This is a genomic window from Ornithinimicrobium panacihumi (genome assembly GCF_052073805.1).
GTDB classification, from domain to species: Bacteria; Actinomycetota; Actinomycetes; order Actinomycetales; family Dermatophilaceae; genus Ornithinicoccus; species Ornithinicoccus panacihumi.
Genome location: NZ_JBQGWG010000005.1, coordinates 1 through 14869, shown reverse-complemented (window position 1 = coordinate 14869; position 14869 = coordinate 1). Strand labels below are relative to the sequence as shown.

Here is a 14869-nt window from a genome sequence, read left to right as displayed (position 1 = left end):
GCATCCCGTGATGGAGGAGCCGCATGACGAAGATCTCGGTGAAGGTCGACGGTGTGACCTACCAGGACGAGGTGGAGCCTCGCACCCTCCTGGTCCACTACCTTCGAGAACAGCTCGGCAAGACCGGCACGGTGGTCGGCTGCGACACCAGCAGCTGCGGGGCGTGCACGGTCCACCTGGACGGGCGCAGCGTGAAGTCCTGCAACGTCTTGGCCGTCCAGGCCGACGGCCGCGAGGTCACCACGATCGAGGGCCTGGCCGACGGCGACCAGCTGACCGACGTCCAGGAGGCCTTCCGCGACTGCCACGCGCTCCAGTGCGGCTTCTGCACCCCGGGGATGATCATGCAGGCCACCGACCTCCTCGCCGAGAACCCCGACCCGACCGAGGAGGAGGTCCGCCTCGGCCTAGAGGGCAACCTGTGCCGGTGCACCGGCTACCACAACATCGTCAAGGCCGTCCTCCAGGCGGCCGGCGGGCGCGCGGGCAGCACCGCGACCAGCACGAGCGGAGGTGACCAGTCATGACGATCAGCCCCGACGCCGTCGAGGACCTGGTGGAGGAGCGGGTCGACACCGACTCCTCCGACGAGCTCAGCGGCCGCGAGGTCGGCAAGGACCGCCGCCGCAAGGAGGACCAGCGCCTCATCACGGGTCGCACGAAGTGGACCGACAACCTGCAGCTGCCCGGGATGCTCCACCTGGCCATGGTGCGCAGCCCCTACGCCCACGCCCGGATCACCGGCATCGACAGCTCGGCGGCCACGGAGTCGCCCGGCGTCCACGCCGTGCTGACCGGCGAGGACGTCAAGGACCTGCAGGGCAGCCTGCCCTGCGCCTGGCCGATCACCGAGGACCAGAAGGCGCCGCCGCACCCGGCCATCGCCGTCGACCGCGTGGCCTTCTCCGGCGAGGTCGTCGCGGTCGTCATCGCCCGCAGCGCCGCGGCCGCCCGTGACGCCGCGGAGCTGGTGGACGTCGACTACGAGGAGCTGCCGGCAGCCCTGGAGCTCAAGGCCGCCGGCGCGGACGAGACCCTGGCCCACCCCGACCTGGGCACCAACAGGAGCGCCACCTGGATCTTCGACTCGGCCGAGGCCGGCACCGGCGAGAGCGCCGACGCCGCGATCGAGGCCGCCCGCGCCGACGGGATCGTCATCGAGCGCGAGTACCGCCAGCAGCGCCTCATACCCTCCTTCATGGAGCCGCGCTCCACGGTCGTCGACCCCACCGGCGAGCAGCTGGTCATGTGGTCCGCGACCCAGGTGCCGCACATCCTGCGCCTGATGCTGGCGATGACCCTCGGCATACCGGAGTCGAAGGTGCGCGTCATCGCACCCGACGTCGGCGGTGGCTTCGGCGGCAAGCTCCAGGTCACCCCCGAGGAGATCATCACCACGCTGGCGGCCCGGCACACCGGCAAGCCGTGCAAGTGGACCGAGACGCGCAGCGAGTCCTTGCTGGCCGCCCACCACGGCCGCGACCAGTGGCAGAAGCTCACGCTCGCCGCCACCAAGGACGGCACCGTCACCGGCCTCAAGGTCGAGCTGCTCGCCGACATGGGCGCCTACCTGGGCCTGGTCACGCCGGGCGTGCCGATCCTGGGCGCCTTCATGTTCAACTCGATCTACAAGTTCCCCGCCTACCACTTCGCCTGCACCAACGTCTTCACCAACAAGACCTGGACCGACGCCTACCGCGGCGCCGGGCGGCCGGAGGCGACCTTCGCCATCGAGCGGCTCATGGACGAGCTCGCGGCCGAGCTCGGCCGCGACCCGATGGAGGTGCGGGAGCAGAACTGGATCAAGAACGAGGAGTTCCCGTTCACCACGGTCTGCGGGCTCGAGTACGACTCGGGCAACTACGAGGCCGCCACCGACCGCGCCAAGGAGCTCTTCGGGTATGAGGAGCTGCGGGCCGAGCAGACCCGTCGCCGGGAGAGCAACGACCGGGTGCAGCTGGGCCTGGGCATCTCGACCTTCACCGAGATGTGCGGGCTGGCACCGAGCCGGGTGCTGGGCTCGCTGAGCTATGGCGCCGGCGGGTGGGAGCACGCCTCGGTGCGGATGCTGCCCACCGGCAAGGTCGAGGTCATCACCGGCTCCTCCGCGCACGGCCAGGGCCACGAGACGGCCTGGAGCCAGATCGTGGCCGACCAGCTGGGCGTGCCCTTCGAGGACGTCGAGGTGCTGCACGGCGACACCCAGATCAGCCACAAGGGTCTGGACACCTACGGCTCCCGCTCGCTGGTCGTCGGTGGACAGGCGGTCATCAAGGCGGCGCAGAAGGTCGTCGAGAAGGCCAAGCCACTCGCCGCCCACGTGCTGGAGGCCAACGAGGACGACCTCGAGTTCGCCGAGGGACGCTTCACCGTCAAGGGAGCGGGGGAGGACCAGGAGGGCATCGCGCTCTCGCAGCTGGCCCTGACCGTCTTCGCCGCGCACGACCTGCCCGACGGCATGGAGCCCAGCCTGGACGCCGACGCCACCTTCGACCCGGTCAACTTCTCCTTCCCGCACGGCACCCATCTGTGCGCGATGGAGGTCGACACCGAGACCGGTGAGAGCACGATGCGCTCCTACGTCTGCGTCGACGACATCGGCAACGTGGTCAACCCGCTCATCGTCGAGGGCCAGGTGCACGGCGGCCTGGTCCAGGGCATCGCCCAGGCGCTGTGGGAGGAGGCGGTCTACGACGACCAGGGCACGCTGGTGTCCGGCTCGTTCGTCGACTACACCCTGCCCAGCTCGGCCGACACGATCAGCTTCGTCACCGACCGCACCGTCTCACCCGCGACCTCCAACGACCTGGGCGCCAAGGGTGTCGGTGAGGCAGGCTGCATCGCCTCCACGCCCGCAGTGGTCAACGCCATCGTCGACGCGCTCCGCCCGATGGGCATCAACGACATCCTGATGCCGTGCACGCCCGAGCGGGTCTGGCGCGCCATCAACGACGCCGGCGCCGGCGGTCACACCCAGACCGAGGACGCGGCACAACCCCACTTCGACGAGGGCGCCGGCAACCAGGACTCCCTCACGACCTCGGAAGGCGGCAACGCATGATCCCCGCACAGTTCGACTACGCCGCCCCCAGCTCGGTCGAGGAGGCCCTCGGCCTGCTCGCCGAGCACGGTGACGACGCCAAGGTGCTCTCCGGCGGCCAGTCCCTCCTGCCCGTCCTCCGTATGCGGCTCAACGCACCCGGGATCATCGTCGACATCTCCCGGATCGAGTCCCTCAAGGGGATCACCGAGGAAGGTGACGCGATCCGGATCGGCGCGGGCGCCACATACCAGGACGTGCTGGGTTCCGATCTGGTCCAGGAGCACCTCGGGCTGCTGCACAAGGCGGTCCAGGAGATCGCCGACCCCCAGATCCGCCACCGCGGCACGATCTGCGGAGCCCTGGTCCATGCCGACCCGGCCGGGGACGTGGGTGCTCCGGTGCTCGCGCTGGAGGGCCAGATGGTCATCCAGGGACCCGACGGTGAGCGCACCGTGCCCGCCTCGGAGTTCTTCGTGGACCTCTTCGAGACGGCCGTGCAGGACGGTGAGCTGCTGACCGCGGTGGTGATCCCCAAGCACACCGGATGGGGGAGCCACTACGAGAAGTTCGTCCGCGTCTCCCACCAGTGGGCCATCATCGGCATCGCCGCGGCGGTCCGCGCCGAGGGCGGGACGATCGCCGAGGCCAAGGTCGGGCTGACCAACATGGGCAACACCCCGCTGCGCGCGAGCGCCGTGGAGGAGGCGCTGGTCGGCCAGGCCGCGACCGAGGAGGCGATCGGCGAGATCTGCGCCAAGGTCGGCGAGGGCACCGATCCGCCCTCCGACCTGAACGGTCAGGCCGACTACCGACGGCACGTGGCCGGCGTCCTCACCCGGCGGGCCGTGCTGGCCGCGGCGGGGGCGTGATCCCATGGCGATGGAGCTCAACCACAGCTTCACCGTGCCCGCCACGCCGGCGGACACCTGGGCGCTGCTGACCGACCTCAAGACCGTGGGTGGCTGCTTCCCCGGTGCGACGGTCACCGAGGCTGACGAGGAGACCTTCGCCGGCAACGTCAAGGTCAAGCTGGGGCCGATCGCGGTCACCTACGACGGCACCGGCAAGTTCCTCGAGCGTGACGACGAGGCACACCGGGCCGTCATCGAAGGCACCGGCAAGGGGCTGCGAGGCCTCGGCAACGCCGGTGCGACCGCAACCATGCAGCTGGCACCCGAGGGTGAGGGCACGCGCGTGGACGTCATCACCGAGCTGCACATCACCGGCAAGCCGGCGCAGTTCGGCCGTGGCGTGATGCAGACGGTCTCGGACAAGCTGCTGGGCCAGTTCGTGGCCTGCGTCGAGTCCAAGCTGGCCGGCGGGGGCCAGGAGGCCTGATGACCGAGGAGCCGACGGTCCCGCCCACCTCCGACGGTGGGCGGGACGGCTATCTGCGCGTGGGCGGGGACACCGGCGTCGATGGCGCCGGGGCGGGTGGCGCTGCCGGGTGGGAGAAGGCGCGCTCCACCTGCTCCGCCTGCGGCGCGGTCGGCATGCTGACCGAGGGCTTCCTGGACGACACCGGTGAGTCCTCGAGGGGCTATGTGCGCTGGGTGGACGGGCCGCGCGACACCAGCTTCTTCGGCGGCTTCTCCAGCATGGGCGCCACCCGCCTGCTCGTGCGGGCCTTCCGGTGCCGCGAGTGCAACCACCTGGATCTCTACGCCGAGCCCAACAGCTGAACCGGACGTCATACCCTGAGGTGCATGACTGACGCGGAACTGTCCCTGTCCACGACGCCGAGCTCGTCCACGCCCGAGGACGAGGCGGTGCGGATCTGCAAGGAGCTCATCCGCATCGACACGAGCAACTACGGCGACGGCAGCGGGCCGGGTGAGCGGGCTGCCGCCGAGTACGTCATGGGCCTGCTCCAGGAGGTGGGCCTGGACCCGCAGCTGACCGAGTCGGACCCCGGGCGGGCCAGCGTGGTCGTGCGCACCGAGGGCCGGGACAGCTCACGTCCCGGTCTGGTGCTCCACGGTCACCTGGACGTCGTGCCGGCCGAGGCCAAGGACTGGTCCGTCGACCCCTTCGAGGCGGTCGAGAAGGACGGCATGATCTGGGGCCGTGGCGCGGTGGACATGAAGGACATGGACGCGATGCTGCTGGCGAACCTGCGCCAGCTGGCCCGGTCGGGGGAGAAGCCGCCGCGCGACATCGTGTGGGCCTTCTTCGCCGACGAGGAGGCCGGCGGCAAGAAGGGCGCGGGCCACGTCGTCGCCGAGCACCCGGAATGGTTCGAGGGCTGCTCCGAGGCGATCAGCGAGGTGGGCGGCTTCTCGATCACGGTGCCGGACAAGATCACCGGCGCAGACACCCGCGCCTACCTGCTGCAGACCGCGGAGAAGGGCATCGCCTGGCTCCGGCTGCACGCACGTGGGCGGGCCGGCCACGGATCGGTCCCCAACGACGAGAACGCCATCGTGCGGCTCGCCGGGGCGATCGCCCGGATCGACGCCCACCGCTGGCCGCGGACCTACATCGCCTCGGTCCGAGAGCTCTTCGACGGCGTGGCCGACATCACCGGCGCCTCGTGGAGCTCGGACAGCGGCGAGTCGGTCGAGGAGATGCTCACCCGGCTCGGTGGCGCCCGCAGGTTCGTCGAGGGCACCCTCAGCGACACCTCGAACTTCTCCATGCTCTCCTCGGGCTACAAGATGAACGTCATCCCCCAGGCTGCCTCGGCCTCGCTGGACTGCCGTTTCCTGCCCGGCCACGAGGAGGAGCTCCTGGCCACCATCCGTGAGCTGGCGGGGGAGCACGTCGAGGTCGAGATCGAGCACAAGGACGTGGCTCTCGAGGCACCCAGCAGCGGCGAGCTCGTCGACTCGATGAAGCGGGCCCTGCTCAAGGAGGACCCCGGGGCCCGCGTGCTGCCCTACTGCCTCTCCGGCGGCACCGACAACAAGCACCTGTCCCGCCTGGGGATCACCGGCTACGGCTTCGCGCCGCTGCGCCTGCCGGCCGACCTGGACTTCGTGGGGATGTTCCACGGCGTCGACGAGCGGGTGCCGGTGGACTCGATCCGGTTCGGCACCAGGGTCCTGGCGCAGCTGGTCACCGACTGCTGAGCACGGACCGCCGAGGTCAGGCCGTCCTGCGCACGCGGATGATCTTGCGCCTGAGCACGACCTTGCGGACTCCACCCCAGAAGACACGCACCCGCGCCAGCTCCCAGTGGCCGTACTCGGCGTGCTCGGTCAGGGCCTGACGCACCTCCGACCGGCTCTGGTCACGGTGGAAGGTGAGCTCCTTGAACTCGTACTCGACCATGGTGAGGCACAGCATAGGCACGGACGGCACCGCGGTGCGATAACACCTGCCACGGAGGACGATTTCGCGCTACGGTCAGGCCATGACCGCTGACCCGCGCGCCGCCCTGTCCGACTTCGTCGCTGCCCTCGAGCGTCACCTGGAGATCGCAGCGGTCAAGCATGGGGACGAGGACCCCAACCTCGTCGAGGCCTACGAGCACGTCGCCGAGACCTTCTCGGCCTATGACGACGCCCTCATGGACGCCTACGGAGAGGTCACCCCCCTCGACGTCTACGACGAGGACCTCACCGAGGACGACCTCGACGACGAGGCGGACGACTCCGACTACGACGACGATCTGGACGACGACCTCGACGACGATGACGAGGACGATGACGACGACCTCGACGATGACGACGAGGATGACGACTACGACGATGAGGACGGCGAGGACGAGGACGACGAGGTTGCCGACCCCGAGTCCTCCCGGGGCTGAGCGGTGCGCCTGGGCCTGAGCTGCGGCTTCTTCGGGCAGGGGCGGGACGCCGACAACCTGGCGCTGGTCAGGCGCGCCGACGAGCTCGGCGTCGACGTCTTCTGGGCGGCGGAGGCCTACGGCCCGGACGTGGTCACGGTCCTGTCCTGGGTCGGGGCGCAGACCGAGCGGATCGGTCTCGGCGCGGGGGTCATGCAGATCCCGGCGCGGACGCCGGCCGCCACCGCCATGACCGCCGTCAGCCTCGACAGCCTGTCCGGGGGACGCTTCCGGCTCGGACTCGGGGTCAGCGGACCCCAGGTCTCCGAGGGCTGGCACGGGGTCCGGTTCGCCCGACCCTTGGGCCGCACGCGCGAGTACGTCGACGTCGTGCGCACCGCGCTGTCGCACCGTCCCCTCAGCTACGAGGGTGAGCACTTCACCCTGCCGCTGCCCGACGGCGCCGGCAAGGCCCTGCGGCTGACCCACACCCACCGCCGTCAGATCCCGATCTACCTGGCCGCGGTCGGGCCGAAGAATCTCGAGCTCGCCGGCGAGATCGCCGACGGCTGGCTCGGGGTGTTCGTGGCACCGGACTACTTCGCCGAGCAGCGCCGGCACCTCGAGGCAGGCCTGGCCCGCCGCGAACCGCCTCCCGCCGACCTCGACGATGTCACCTTCGACACCAGCGCGACGGTCGCCATGGCCACCGGCGACGACCTGGAGGCCTGCGTCCGCACCGTCAGCCCCTATCCGGCCCTCTACGTCGGTGGCATGGGCAGCCGGGAGCAGAACTTCTACCACCAGCTCGCCTGCCGGATGGGCTACGAGAAGGAGGCCGACCGGGTGCAGGACCTCTACCTCGACAAGCGCTGGGGGGAGGCCGCCGAGGCCCTCCCCGCGCAGTTCGTCGACGACACCTCCCTGCTCGGCGACGTCGACCGGATCACCGAACGGATGCGCCGCTACCAGGACGCAGGCATCACCACCCTCACCGTCGCACCGTGGGGCAGGGACCTCACCGCCCGCATGGACGCGCTGGAGATCGCCGTCGCCGCGCACGCCCGGCTGACCTGATGGCGATCTGCCTGCTGCTGCGCCACGGGCGCACCACCTCCAACGCCACGGGGGTCCTGGCCGGATGGACCTCCGGTGTGGCCCTCGACGACCTGGGGCGGGAGCAGGCGGCCGGCGTCGGGCGACGTCTGGCGGACACGGGCGTGGTCGCCGTGGTGGCCAGCCCGCTGCAGCGGTGCCAGGAGACCGCCGAGCTCGTCCTCGCCGGTCTCCCCGAGGACCGGCGTCCCGACCTCACCACCGAGGAGGGCCTGGGGGAGGCACGGTATGGGGCATGGACCGGTCGGTCGTTGAACGACCTCGCGAAGGAGCCGCTCTGGAAGGACGTCCAGGACCGCCCCTCCCAGGTGGTCTTTCCCGCCCACCCGGAGCACGAGCACGAGGGCCTGGCCCAGATGCAGGAGCGGGCGGTCCGCGCGGTGCGGGAGCACGACGCCCGGATCGAGGCCGAGCACGGGCCGGGCGCCGTCTGGCTGGCGGTCAGCCACGGCGACGTCATCAAGGCGGTCCTGGCCGAGGCCCTGGCCACGCCCCTGGACCACTTCCAGCGGATCGTGGTCGATCCCGCCTCGTTGAGCATCGTGCACCGGACCCCCTCGCGTCCCTTCGTCCTGCGGATGAACGACACCGGGACGGGCGCGGTCGACCTTGCCGCCCTGGTGGGACGGTTGGCCGCGGACGAGGCGAGCGGCGACGGGCCCAGCGGTGACGGGGCGGTCGGCGGAGGCGCCGGGACGTAGGGTGGGAGGCATGGTCGACCACGTCTACGACCCGCCCGAGCGCTGCGTCGCCGGGAGCGTCGGACCGCCCGGGCAGCGCACCTTCTTCGTGCAGGCCACCGACGGTGCCCGCCGCACGACCGTCTCCCTGGAGAAGGAGCAGGTCCGTCTGCTGGGCACCTCCCTCGTCCAGCTCATCGACGAGGTCGCCCCGAGGGAAGGGTCGGAGGAGGCCGCCGCGGCCTATCTGGACAACGCGCCGCTGGACGCACCCTTCGACGACGACTTCCGGGTGCAGCGTCTCTCGATCGCCTGGCAGCCCGAGCGGGAGCGGGTGGTCATCGAGGCCTACGACCGCCCCGACATCGAGGACCTCATGGGCCTGGACCCCGAGGGCGACTACCCGTGGGACGGCCTGCCTCCCCAGTCGCTGGCCATCGTCCTGGACGCGCCCCGGGCCCGCGCCTTCGCCAGCCGGTGCACCGCCTCCCTGGAGGGTGGCCGCCCGGGTTGCCCCTTCTGCGGGCAACCGCTCGACCCCTCCGGACACATCTGCCCCCGTGCCAACGGCTACCGGCGCTGACGGCGAGCTCGGTCTGCTGAGCACGGCCGGGCTGGCCCCGCTCGGCGTGCTCAGCGAGGCCTCCAACGTCACCGTCCTGGCCGACCTGCTCGGGCCGGACGACGGCCCGGGCGGGCGCAGGGCCGTCTACAAGCCGATCCGGGGAGAGCGCCCCCTGCGCGACTTCGCCGGCGGCACGCTCGCGCTCAGGGAGGTGGCCGCATACCTGATCAGCGAGCTTGGCGGCTGGCACCTCGTGCCGCCCACGGTGCTGCGGGACGGTCCGCTGGGGCCCGGCTCGGTCCAGCTGTGGGTGGAGGCCGACGACGTCGCCCGGCCGGCGAGCGGCCTCGTCGACGTGCTGCGGCCCGACGACGTCACCGAGGGCTGGCTGACCATCGTGGAGGCCCAGGACGAGACGGGTGCGCCGCTGGTGGTCGTGCACGCCGACGACCCCCGGCTCCGGTCCCTGGCGCTGCTGGACGTGGTGCTGGACAACGCCGACCGCAAGGCGGCACACATCGGGCAGGTGGGGGAGCGGCTGTGGGCCTTCGACCACGGGCTGTGCCTCAACGAGCACCCGAAGCTGCGCACCGTCCTGTGGGGCTGGGCCGGGCAGCCGCTGACCGAGGAGGAGCAGGGGCAGGTGGCCGCGGTGCTCGGTGCCGCCACCGACGACGGACCGCTGGCCGAGCTGCTGTCCCGCACCGAGCTGGACGTCCTGCGGCAGCGGTGCACCGACCTGCTCGCCGACCCACGCCTGCCGCTGCCCCCGGCGGATCGTTACCCCCTGCCCTGGCCACTGTGGTGAAGGGCCGTGGCGAACGACCTGTGATGAATGACTTGTCACCGACTGGGGCTAGGCTCCTCCCGTGAAGTCCTGGTCCTCCCCGTCCGTGCCCCGACTCTCCGGCTCCGGCGAGCCGCTGACGGTGCACGACACAGCCTCGGGCGGTCTGCGCACGGTGCACCCTGCGGAGCAGGCGCGGCTCTACGTCTGCGGCATCACGCCCTACGACGCCACCCACCTGGGGCACGCCGCCACCTACCTGACCTTCGACCTGGTCCAGCGCGTCTGGCTCGATGCCGGCCTGGAGGTCCGCTACGTCCAGAACGTCACCGACATCGACGAGCCGCTCCTGGAGCGGGCCCAGCGCGACGGCGTCCACTGGGAGGACCTCGCCGAGGGCGAGATCGACCTCTTCCGTGAGGACATGGAGGCGCTGCGGATCCTGGCACCGGACCACTACGTCGGGGCCGTCGAGGGCATCCCCGACGACGTCCACGCGGTGCAGAAGGTGGTGGCGAGCGGAGCCGCATACCGGATCCCCGTCTCCCAGGAGGAAGGCGCCGTCGAGACCGACGCGCACGACGTCTACCTCGACCTGTCCCTGCAGCCCAGCTTCGGCGAGGTCTCCGGGTGGACGCGGGAGCAGATGATGGAGGTCTTCGCCGAGCGCGGCGGCGACCCCGACCGCGAGGGCAAGCGGGACCCGCTCGACCCGCTGCTGTGGCGGGCTGCCCGCGAGGGGGAGCCCCACTGGCCGGGGGAGTCGCTGGGGGAGGGGCGGCCGGGCTGGCACATCGAGTGCTCGACGATCGCGCTGCAGCATCTCGGGCCCGGTTTCGACATCCAGGGCGGGGGCTCCGACCTGATCTTCCCGCACCACGAGATGAGTGCCGTCGAGGCGGCCGCGGTGGCCGGGCCGGACTCGTTCGCGCGGGCCTACGTCCACCAGGCGATGGTCGGCTACGAGGGCGAGAAGATGAGCAAGTCCAAGGGCAACCTGGTGCTGGTCTCCACGCTGCGCCGGGAGGGCGTGCACCCCATGGTCATCCGGCTGGCGCTGCTGGCGCGGCACTACCGCACGCCCTGGGAGTGGACCGATGCCGACCTGGCCGGGGCGCAGCAGCGCTGGGAGACCTGGCGGGCGGCCACGGCGCTGATCGACGACGCCCTCGAGGTCGGCGAGCGGGAGACCCGCACGGTGCAGGAGGTGCGGGCCCGTCTGGCCCAGGACCTCGACGCTCCCGGTGCGCTGGCCGCCGTCGACGCGTGGGCGAGCGAGGCGGTGCGGGTCGGCTCGGTCTCACCCGCCGTGCCGGCCGCCGTGGACGCGCTGCTCGGGGTCGACCTGGCCGGCTGACCTGGCCAGCTGAACTCCGGCCCGGCTCGTCAGCCCCGGGGGGAACCTTCCTCGCCGCGACGCCGCAGATAGCGCTCGAACTCGCGGGCGATCGCATCGCCGCTGGCCTCGGGCAGCTCGGCGGTGTCCTGGGCCTCCTCGAGGGAGGCGACGTATTCGGCCACCTCGTCGTCGGAGGAGGCCAGCTCGTCCACGCCCCGCTCCCAGGCCCGGGCCGCCTCGGTGACGTCGGTGTCGTCGATCACGCAGCCGAGGAGGTCCTCCAGGGCACCCAGCAGCGCCAGGGTGGCCTTCGGGGAGGGCGGACCGCCGGCGTAGTGGGGGACCGCGGCCCACGCCGACATCGTGGGCAGACCACGACGCTGGGCCAGCTCGGAGATCACCCCGATGATGCCGGTGGGGCCTTCGTAGGTGCTGCGCTCGGCCAGCCCCTGCTCGCGCAGGCCGTCGTCCTCGCTGGAGACGCTGACCGGGATGGGCCGGGTGTGGGGGACGTCGGCGAGGAGCCCGCCGAGGGTGATGAGCAGGCTGGGGTTGTGGGAGAAGCAGAAGTCGAGGATCTCGCTGCTGAAGCTGCGCCACCGGATCGAGGGCTCGATGCCCTGGATGAGCAGCACGTCCCGCCCGAGCGGGCTGTTGCGCGCGAGGTAGAGCCGGGTCGAGGGCCAGCGCAGCGACCGCTGCCCGTCGACGGTGACGACGGTGGGCCGGTTGACCTGCATGTCGTAGTAGTCCTCGGGGTCCACCGAGGCGATGAGCTCGGCGTCCCAGACAGTGCGCAGGTGCTCCAGCGCGCTCGAGGCGGACTCGCCCGCGTCGTTCCATCCCTCGAACGCCGCGATCACCACCAGGTCCCGCAGCTCGGGGACGTCAGCGAACTCCAACATGCTCCAGGCCTCCTGCTCGTCCGTCGGACCGGTGTGGCCACCCTACGTGTCTCCTACGATGGATCCGTGACTCCCACCCCGATGTCCCCCCAGCTCCCTGCGGCGGTCCTGTGGGACATGGACGGCACCATCATCGACACCGAGCCCTACTGGATGGCGGCCGAGACCGACCTGGTGGAGTCCTTCGGCGGGACGTGGACCCACGAGCAGGGCCTGCAGCTGGTCGGCAACCCCCTGGTGGTCTCGGCGGAGATCATCCTGGCGCAGACGCCCGTGACCGGGACGCCGGAGGAGATCGTCGACCTGATCCAGGGCCGGGTGCGCGCCAGGATGGCCGAGCAGATGCCTTGGCGGCCCGGCGCCCTCGAGCTCCTCACCGGGCTGAAGGAGCGCGGGGTGCCGTGCGCGCTGGTCACCATGTCCTGCACCGTCCTGGCCGAGGTCCTGCAGGAGGCGCTGCCCGAGGGCACCTTCGACGCGGTCATCACCGGAGACGTCGTCGCGCACGGCAAGCCGCACCCCGAGCCCTACCTGACGGCGGCCGCGCACCTCGGGGTCGACCCTGAGGACTGCGTGGCGCTGGAGGACTCGCCCACCGGCACCGCCTCGGCCGTGGCCGCCGGGGTGCCGACGATCGGGATCCCGCACATGGTCTCGATCGACGCCCGACCGGGCCTGCGGCTGGTGGACAGTCTCAAGGGGGTCGGGCCGGAGGACCTCTGGGGGCTCGCGACGGCGAGGACCTAGTTGTACTACGCCGCGAGGTTGGTGACAGTGTTCGGGACGCGGCTGACTGGGGGTCTGCCCTTGAGTGCGGTGTGCGGTCGAGTGTAGTTGTAGCGGTCCAGGAAGGCTTGGAGAGCGGCTGCTCGTTCGGCGTTGCTGGACCAGGCACGGCTGCGGGCCCATTCTCGGGACAGGGTGCGGTGGTACCGCTCGACCTTGCCGTTGGTCTGGGGACGGTAGGGCCGGGTCCACTTGTGGCGGGTACGGCTGACGGTCAGGGCCGCGTTGAACAGGAACGACCGGTAGCAGGAGCCGTTGTCGGTCAGGACCCGCCGGATCCGCTTGATCCCGTGCCGACGGAAGAACTTGACAGCACGCTCCCAGAACCCGGCCGCGGTCGCGCCCTTTTCATCGATGAGCTCCTCGGTGTAGGCCAGCCGGGAGTGGTCATCGACCGCGGAGTGCAGGTAGACGTACCCGGCACGGGCACCGGCGGCCTTGGAGGTGTCAGATGGTCTGTGTAAGTGCCGGGTCTCCGACCGAGAAGGAGATTGATTGTGAGCATGACGCACGACGAGATGAGGGCCGAGGACCTGGACCAGGTCGAGGTGGACCAGCGGGCCGAGGCTGCCCGGCTGCGTGAGGAGTTCTTCGACGACGAGCTGGTCGACAAGCTGCTCGCGGCGACCGGTGAGCGCGGGGTGTCCCTGACCGGGGCCGGTGGCTTCCTGCCCGAGATGATCAAGACCGTCCTGGAGCGCGGCATGGGAGCCGAGCTGACCGACCACCTCGGGTACGCCAAGGGCGACGCGGCCGGCCGACGTTCGGGGAACTCCCGCAACGGCACCACCCCCAAGACGGTGAGCACCGAGGTCGGCGACATCGCCCTGGACCAGCCCCGGGACCGCAACTCCACGTTCTCCTCGGCGCTGGTGCCCAAGGGCGCCCGCCGCCTGGGCGGGCTGGAGGACATGATCATCTCTCTGTACGCCGGCGGGATGACGGTGCGCGACATCCAGCATCATCTGGCCGCGACGCTGGGCACCGAGCTGTCCCACGAGACGATCAGCAACGTCACCGACGCCGTGCTCGAGGAGGTCAAGGCCTGGCAGTCCCGCCCGCTGGAGGCGTTCTACCCGGTGATCTACCTCGACGCCCTGGTGGTCAAGGTCCGCGACGGCGCGCACGTGACCAACCGCTCGGCGCACATCGCCGTCGGTGTCGACATGGACGGCATCAAGCACGTCCTGGGTATCTGGGTCCAGGCCACCGAGGGCGCGAAGTTCTGGGCCGGCGTGTGCGCCCAGCTGGCCAACCGCGGCGTCAAGGACGTGCTCATCGTCTGCTGCGACGGGCTGGCCGGCCTGGCCGAGGCCATCGAGGCGACCTGGCCGCACGCGATGGTGCAGACCTGCGTGGTGCACCTGATCCGGGCCTCGATGCGGTTCGTGTCCTACACCGACCGCAAGGCCGTCGCGGCGATGCTGCGCCCGATCTACACCGCCCCCGACGAGGACGCCGCGCTGATGGCGCTGACCACCTTCGCCGACTCCAACCTGGGCAAGAAGTACCCGGCCGCGGTCGCGACCTGGGAGAACGCCTGGGACCGGTTCACCCCGTTCCTGGCGTTCGGGCCCGCGCTGCGCAAGGTCATCTACACCACCAACTCCATCGAGTCGCTGAACTACCAGCTGCGCAAGATCATCAAGAACCGCGGCCACTTCCCCAGCGACGAAGCCGTGATCAAGCTGCTCTGGCTGGCGATCATGAACATCGAGGACAAACGAGCCCGCGAACGAGCCAAGCAGGCCGGCAAAGGCAAAGACCGAAAGTCCGTGCCCCGCCTGGTCGAAGGCGCCACCGTCACCGGCTGGAAAGCCGCCCTCGGCGAGCTCGCCCTCGTCTACCCCGACCGCGTAAACGCCTACCTCTAACCCAATGTGACCCACATCACTTACACAAACATCTTGACAAGCTC

General features: G+C 70.9%; 16 protein-coding genes and 1 pseudogene. 14 read left to right on the top strand and 3 right to left on the bottom strand.

The annotated features are described in order from the left end of the window. The first annotated feature begins 23 nt into the window (after positions 1 to 23). The 6 genes from ACTMMA_RS06760 to ACTMMA_RS06735 are packed head-to-tail and all read left to right on the top strand — an operon-like array spanning position 24 to position 6114. Positions 24 to 527, top strand: a complete 504-nt coding sequence (locus ACTMMA_RS06760; protein WP_441189348.1) for a (2Fe-2S)-binding protein — start codon at positions 24 to 26, stop codon at positions 525 to 527. After that, positions 524 to 3061, top strand: coding sequence for a xanthine dehydrogenase family protein molybdopterin-binding subunit (locus ACTMMA_RS06755; protein WP_441189347.1), 2538 nt, complete (start codon positions 524 to 526; stop codon positions 3059 to 3061). Before ACTMMA_RS06760 ends, ACTMMA_RS06755 begins: the two co-directional genes overlap by 4 nt. After that, positions 3058 to 3912, top strand: coding sequence for an FAD binding domain-containing protein (locus ACTMMA_RS06750; RefSeq protein WP_441189346.1), 855 nt, complete (start codon positions 3058 to 3060; stop codon positions 3910 to 3912). Before ACTMMA_RS06755 ends, ACTMMA_RS06750 begins: the two co-directional genes overlap by 4 nt. A 4-nt stretch (positions 3913 to 3916) precedes the next feature. Further along, complete coding sequence (locus ACTMMA_RS06745) at positions 3917 to 4381, top strand: SRPBCC family protein (RefSeq protein ID WP_441189345.1); 465 nt, start codon at positions 3917 to 3919, stop codon at positions 4379 to 4381. Continuing rightward, on the top strand, positions 4381 to 4725 hold the full coding sequence (locus tag ACTMMA_RS06740; protein WP_441189344.1) for a hypothetical protein: 345 nt from the start codon (positions 4381 to 4383) through the stop codon (positions 4723 to 4725). Before ACTMMA_RS06745 ends, ACTMMA_RS06740 begins: the two co-directional genes overlap by 1 nt. Positions 4726 to 4749: 24 nt before the next feature. Continuing rightward, a complete protein-coding gene (locus tag ACTMMA_RS06735; protein ID WP_441189343.1) occupies positions 4750 to 6114 on the top strand; it encodes a M20/M25/M40 family metallo-hydrolase in 1365 nt (454 codons plus the stop codon). Between the two features lie 16 nt (positions 6115 to 6130). Here ACTMMA_RS06735 and ACTMMA_RS06730 read toward each other — a convergent pair whose 3' ends face one another. Further along, on the bottom strand, positions 6131 to 6346 hold the full coding sequence (locus ACTMMA_RS06730; RefSeq protein WP_441189342.1) for a DUF5703 family protein: 216 nt from the start codon (positions 6344 to 6346) through the stop codon (positions 6131 to 6133). 52 nt (positions 6347 to 6398) lie between these two features. Between ACTMMA_RS06730 and ACTMMA_RS06725 the strand changes: the two genes are divergently transcribed. The 6 genes from ACTMMA_RS06725 (at position 6399) to mshC (ending at position 11278) form a co-directional block, all read left to right on the top strand. Continuing rightward, positions 6399 to 6794, top strand: coding sequence for a hypothetical protein (locus ACTMMA_RS06725; RefSeq protein WP_441189341.1), 396 nt, complete (start codon positions 6399 to 6401; stop codon positions 6792 to 6794). Positions 6795 to 6797: 3 nt separating this feature from the next. Beyond that, on the top strand, positions 6798 to 7850 hold the full coding sequence (locus ACTMMA_RS06720) for an LLM class F420-dependent oxidoreductase (RefSeq protein ID WP_441189340.1): 1053 nt from the start codon (positions 6798 to 6800) through the stop codon (positions 7848 to 7850). Continuing rightward, positions 7850 to 8590, top strand: a complete 741-nt coding sequence (locus ACTMMA_RS06715; protein WP_441189339.1) for an MSMEG_4193 family putative phosphomutase — start codon at positions 7850 to 7852, stop codon at positions 8588 to 8590. The genes ACTMMA_RS06720 and ACTMMA_RS06715 overlap by 1 nt, the downstream gene beginning before the upstream one ends. A 10-nt stretch (positions 8591 to 8600) precedes the next feature. Next, the gene (locus ACTMMA_RS06710; protein WP_441189338.1) at positions 8601 to 9152 is read left to right on the top strand and encodes a DUF3090 family protein; all 552 of its coding nucleotides are present in this window, start codon (positions 8601 to 8603) and stop codon (positions 9150 to 9152) included. Further along, positions 9130 to 9942, top strand: a complete 813-nt coding sequence (locus tag ACTMMA_RS06705) for an SCO1664 family protein (RefSeq protein ID WP_441189337.1) — start codon at positions 9130 to 9132, stop codon at positions 9940 to 9942. Before ACTMMA_RS06710 ends, ACTMMA_RS06705 begins: the two co-directional genes overlap by 23 nt. Positions 9943 to 10003: 61 nt before the next feature. Next, the gene (mshC, locus tag ACTMMA_RS06700; protein WP_441189336.1) at positions 10004 to 11278 is read left to right on the top strand and encodes a cysteine--1-D-myo-inosityl 2-amino-2-deoxy-alpha-D-glucopyranoside ligase; all 1275 of its coding nucleotides are present in this window, start codon (positions 10004 to 10006) and stop codon (positions 11276 to 11278) included. Positions 11279 to 11307: 29 nt separating this feature from the next. Here mshC and ACTMMA_RS06695 read toward each other — a convergent pair whose 3' ends face one another. After that, positions 11308 to 12165, bottom strand: a complete 858-nt coding sequence (locus ACTMMA_RS06695) for a PAC2 family protein (RefSeq protein WP_441189335.1) — start codon at positions 12163 to 12165, stop codon at positions 11308 to 11310. A gap of 66 nt (positions 12166 to 12231) precedes the next feature. Here ACTMMA_RS06695 and ACTMMA_RS06690 point away from each other — a divergent pair, with 66 nt between their 5' ends. Next, the gene (locus ACTMMA_RS06690; protein ID WP_441189334.1) at positions 12232 to 12912 is read left to right on the top strand and encodes an HAD family hydrolase; all 681 of its coding nucleotides are present in this window, start codon (positions 12232 to 12234) and stop codon (positions 12910 to 12912) included. Between the two features lie 5 nt (positions 12913 to 12917). On the opposite strand, the pseudogene ACTMMA_RS06685 reads toward ACTMMA_RS06690, so the two are convergent. Continuing rightward, positions 12918 to 13364, bottom strand: a pseudogene (locus ACTMMA_RS06685) (integrase core domain-containing protein); the annotation flags it as partial. Positions 13365 to 13469: 105 nt separating this feature from the next. Between ACTMMA_RS06685 and ACTMMA_RS06680 the strand changes: the two are divergent. Further along, on the top strand, positions 13470 to 14825 hold the full coding sequence (locus tag ACTMMA_RS06680) for an IS256 family transposase (protein WP_441189501.1): 1356 nt from the start codon (positions 13470 to 13472) through the stop codon (positions 14823 to 14825). Positions 14826 to 14869: the final 44 nt, after the last annotated feature.

Excerpts from the sequence above, each read along its gene's own strand:
- ACTMMA_RS06695 (WP_441189335.1), bottom strand. The coding sequence starts at position 12,165 with ATGTTGGAGTTCGCTGACGTCCCCGAGCTGCGGGACCTGGTGGTGATC.
- ACTMMA_RS06735 (WP_441189343.1), top strand. The coding sequence starts at position 4,750 with ATGACTGACGCGGAACTGTCCCTGTCCACGACGCCGAGCTCGTCCACG.
- ACTMMA_RS06745 (WP_441189345.1), top strand. The coding sequence starts at position 3,917 with ATGGCGATGGAGCTCAACCACAGCTTCACCGTGCCCGCCACGCCGGCG.
- ACTMMA_RS06750 (WP_441189346.1), top strand. The coding sequence starts at position 3,058 with ATGATCCCCGCACAGTTCGACTACGCCGCCCCCAGCTCGGTCGAGGAG.
- ACTMMA_RS06680 (WP_441189501.1), top strand. The coding sequence starts at position 13,470 with ATGAGGGCCGAGGACCTGGACCAGGTCGAGGTGGACCAGCGGGCCGAG.
- ACTMMA_RS06740 (WP_441189344.1), top strand. The coding sequence starts at position 4,381 with ATGACCGAGGAGCCGACGGTCCCGCCCACCTCCGACGGTGGGCGGGAC.
- ACTMMA_RS06715 (WP_441189339.1), top strand. The coding sequence starts at position 7,850 with ATGGCGATCTGCCTGCTGCTGCGCCACGGGCGCACCACCTCCAACGCC.
- ACTMMA_RS06760 (WP_441189348.1), top strand. The coding sequence starts at position 24 with ATGACGAAGATCTCGGTGAAGGTCGACGGTGTGACCTACCAGGACGAG.
- ACTMMA_RS06710 (WP_441189338.1), top strand. The coding sequence starts at position 8,601 with ATGGTCGACCACGTCTACGACCCGCCCGAGCGCTGCGTCGCCGGGAGC.
- ACTMMA_RS06755 (WP_441189347.1), top strand. The coding sequence starts at position 524 with ATGACGATCAGCCCCGACGCCGTCGAGGACCTGGTGGAGGAGCGGGTC.
- ACTMMA_RS06725 (WP_441189341.1), top strand. The coding sequence starts at position 6,399 with ATGACCGCTGACCCGCGCGCCGCCCTGTCCGACTTCGTCGCTGCCCTC.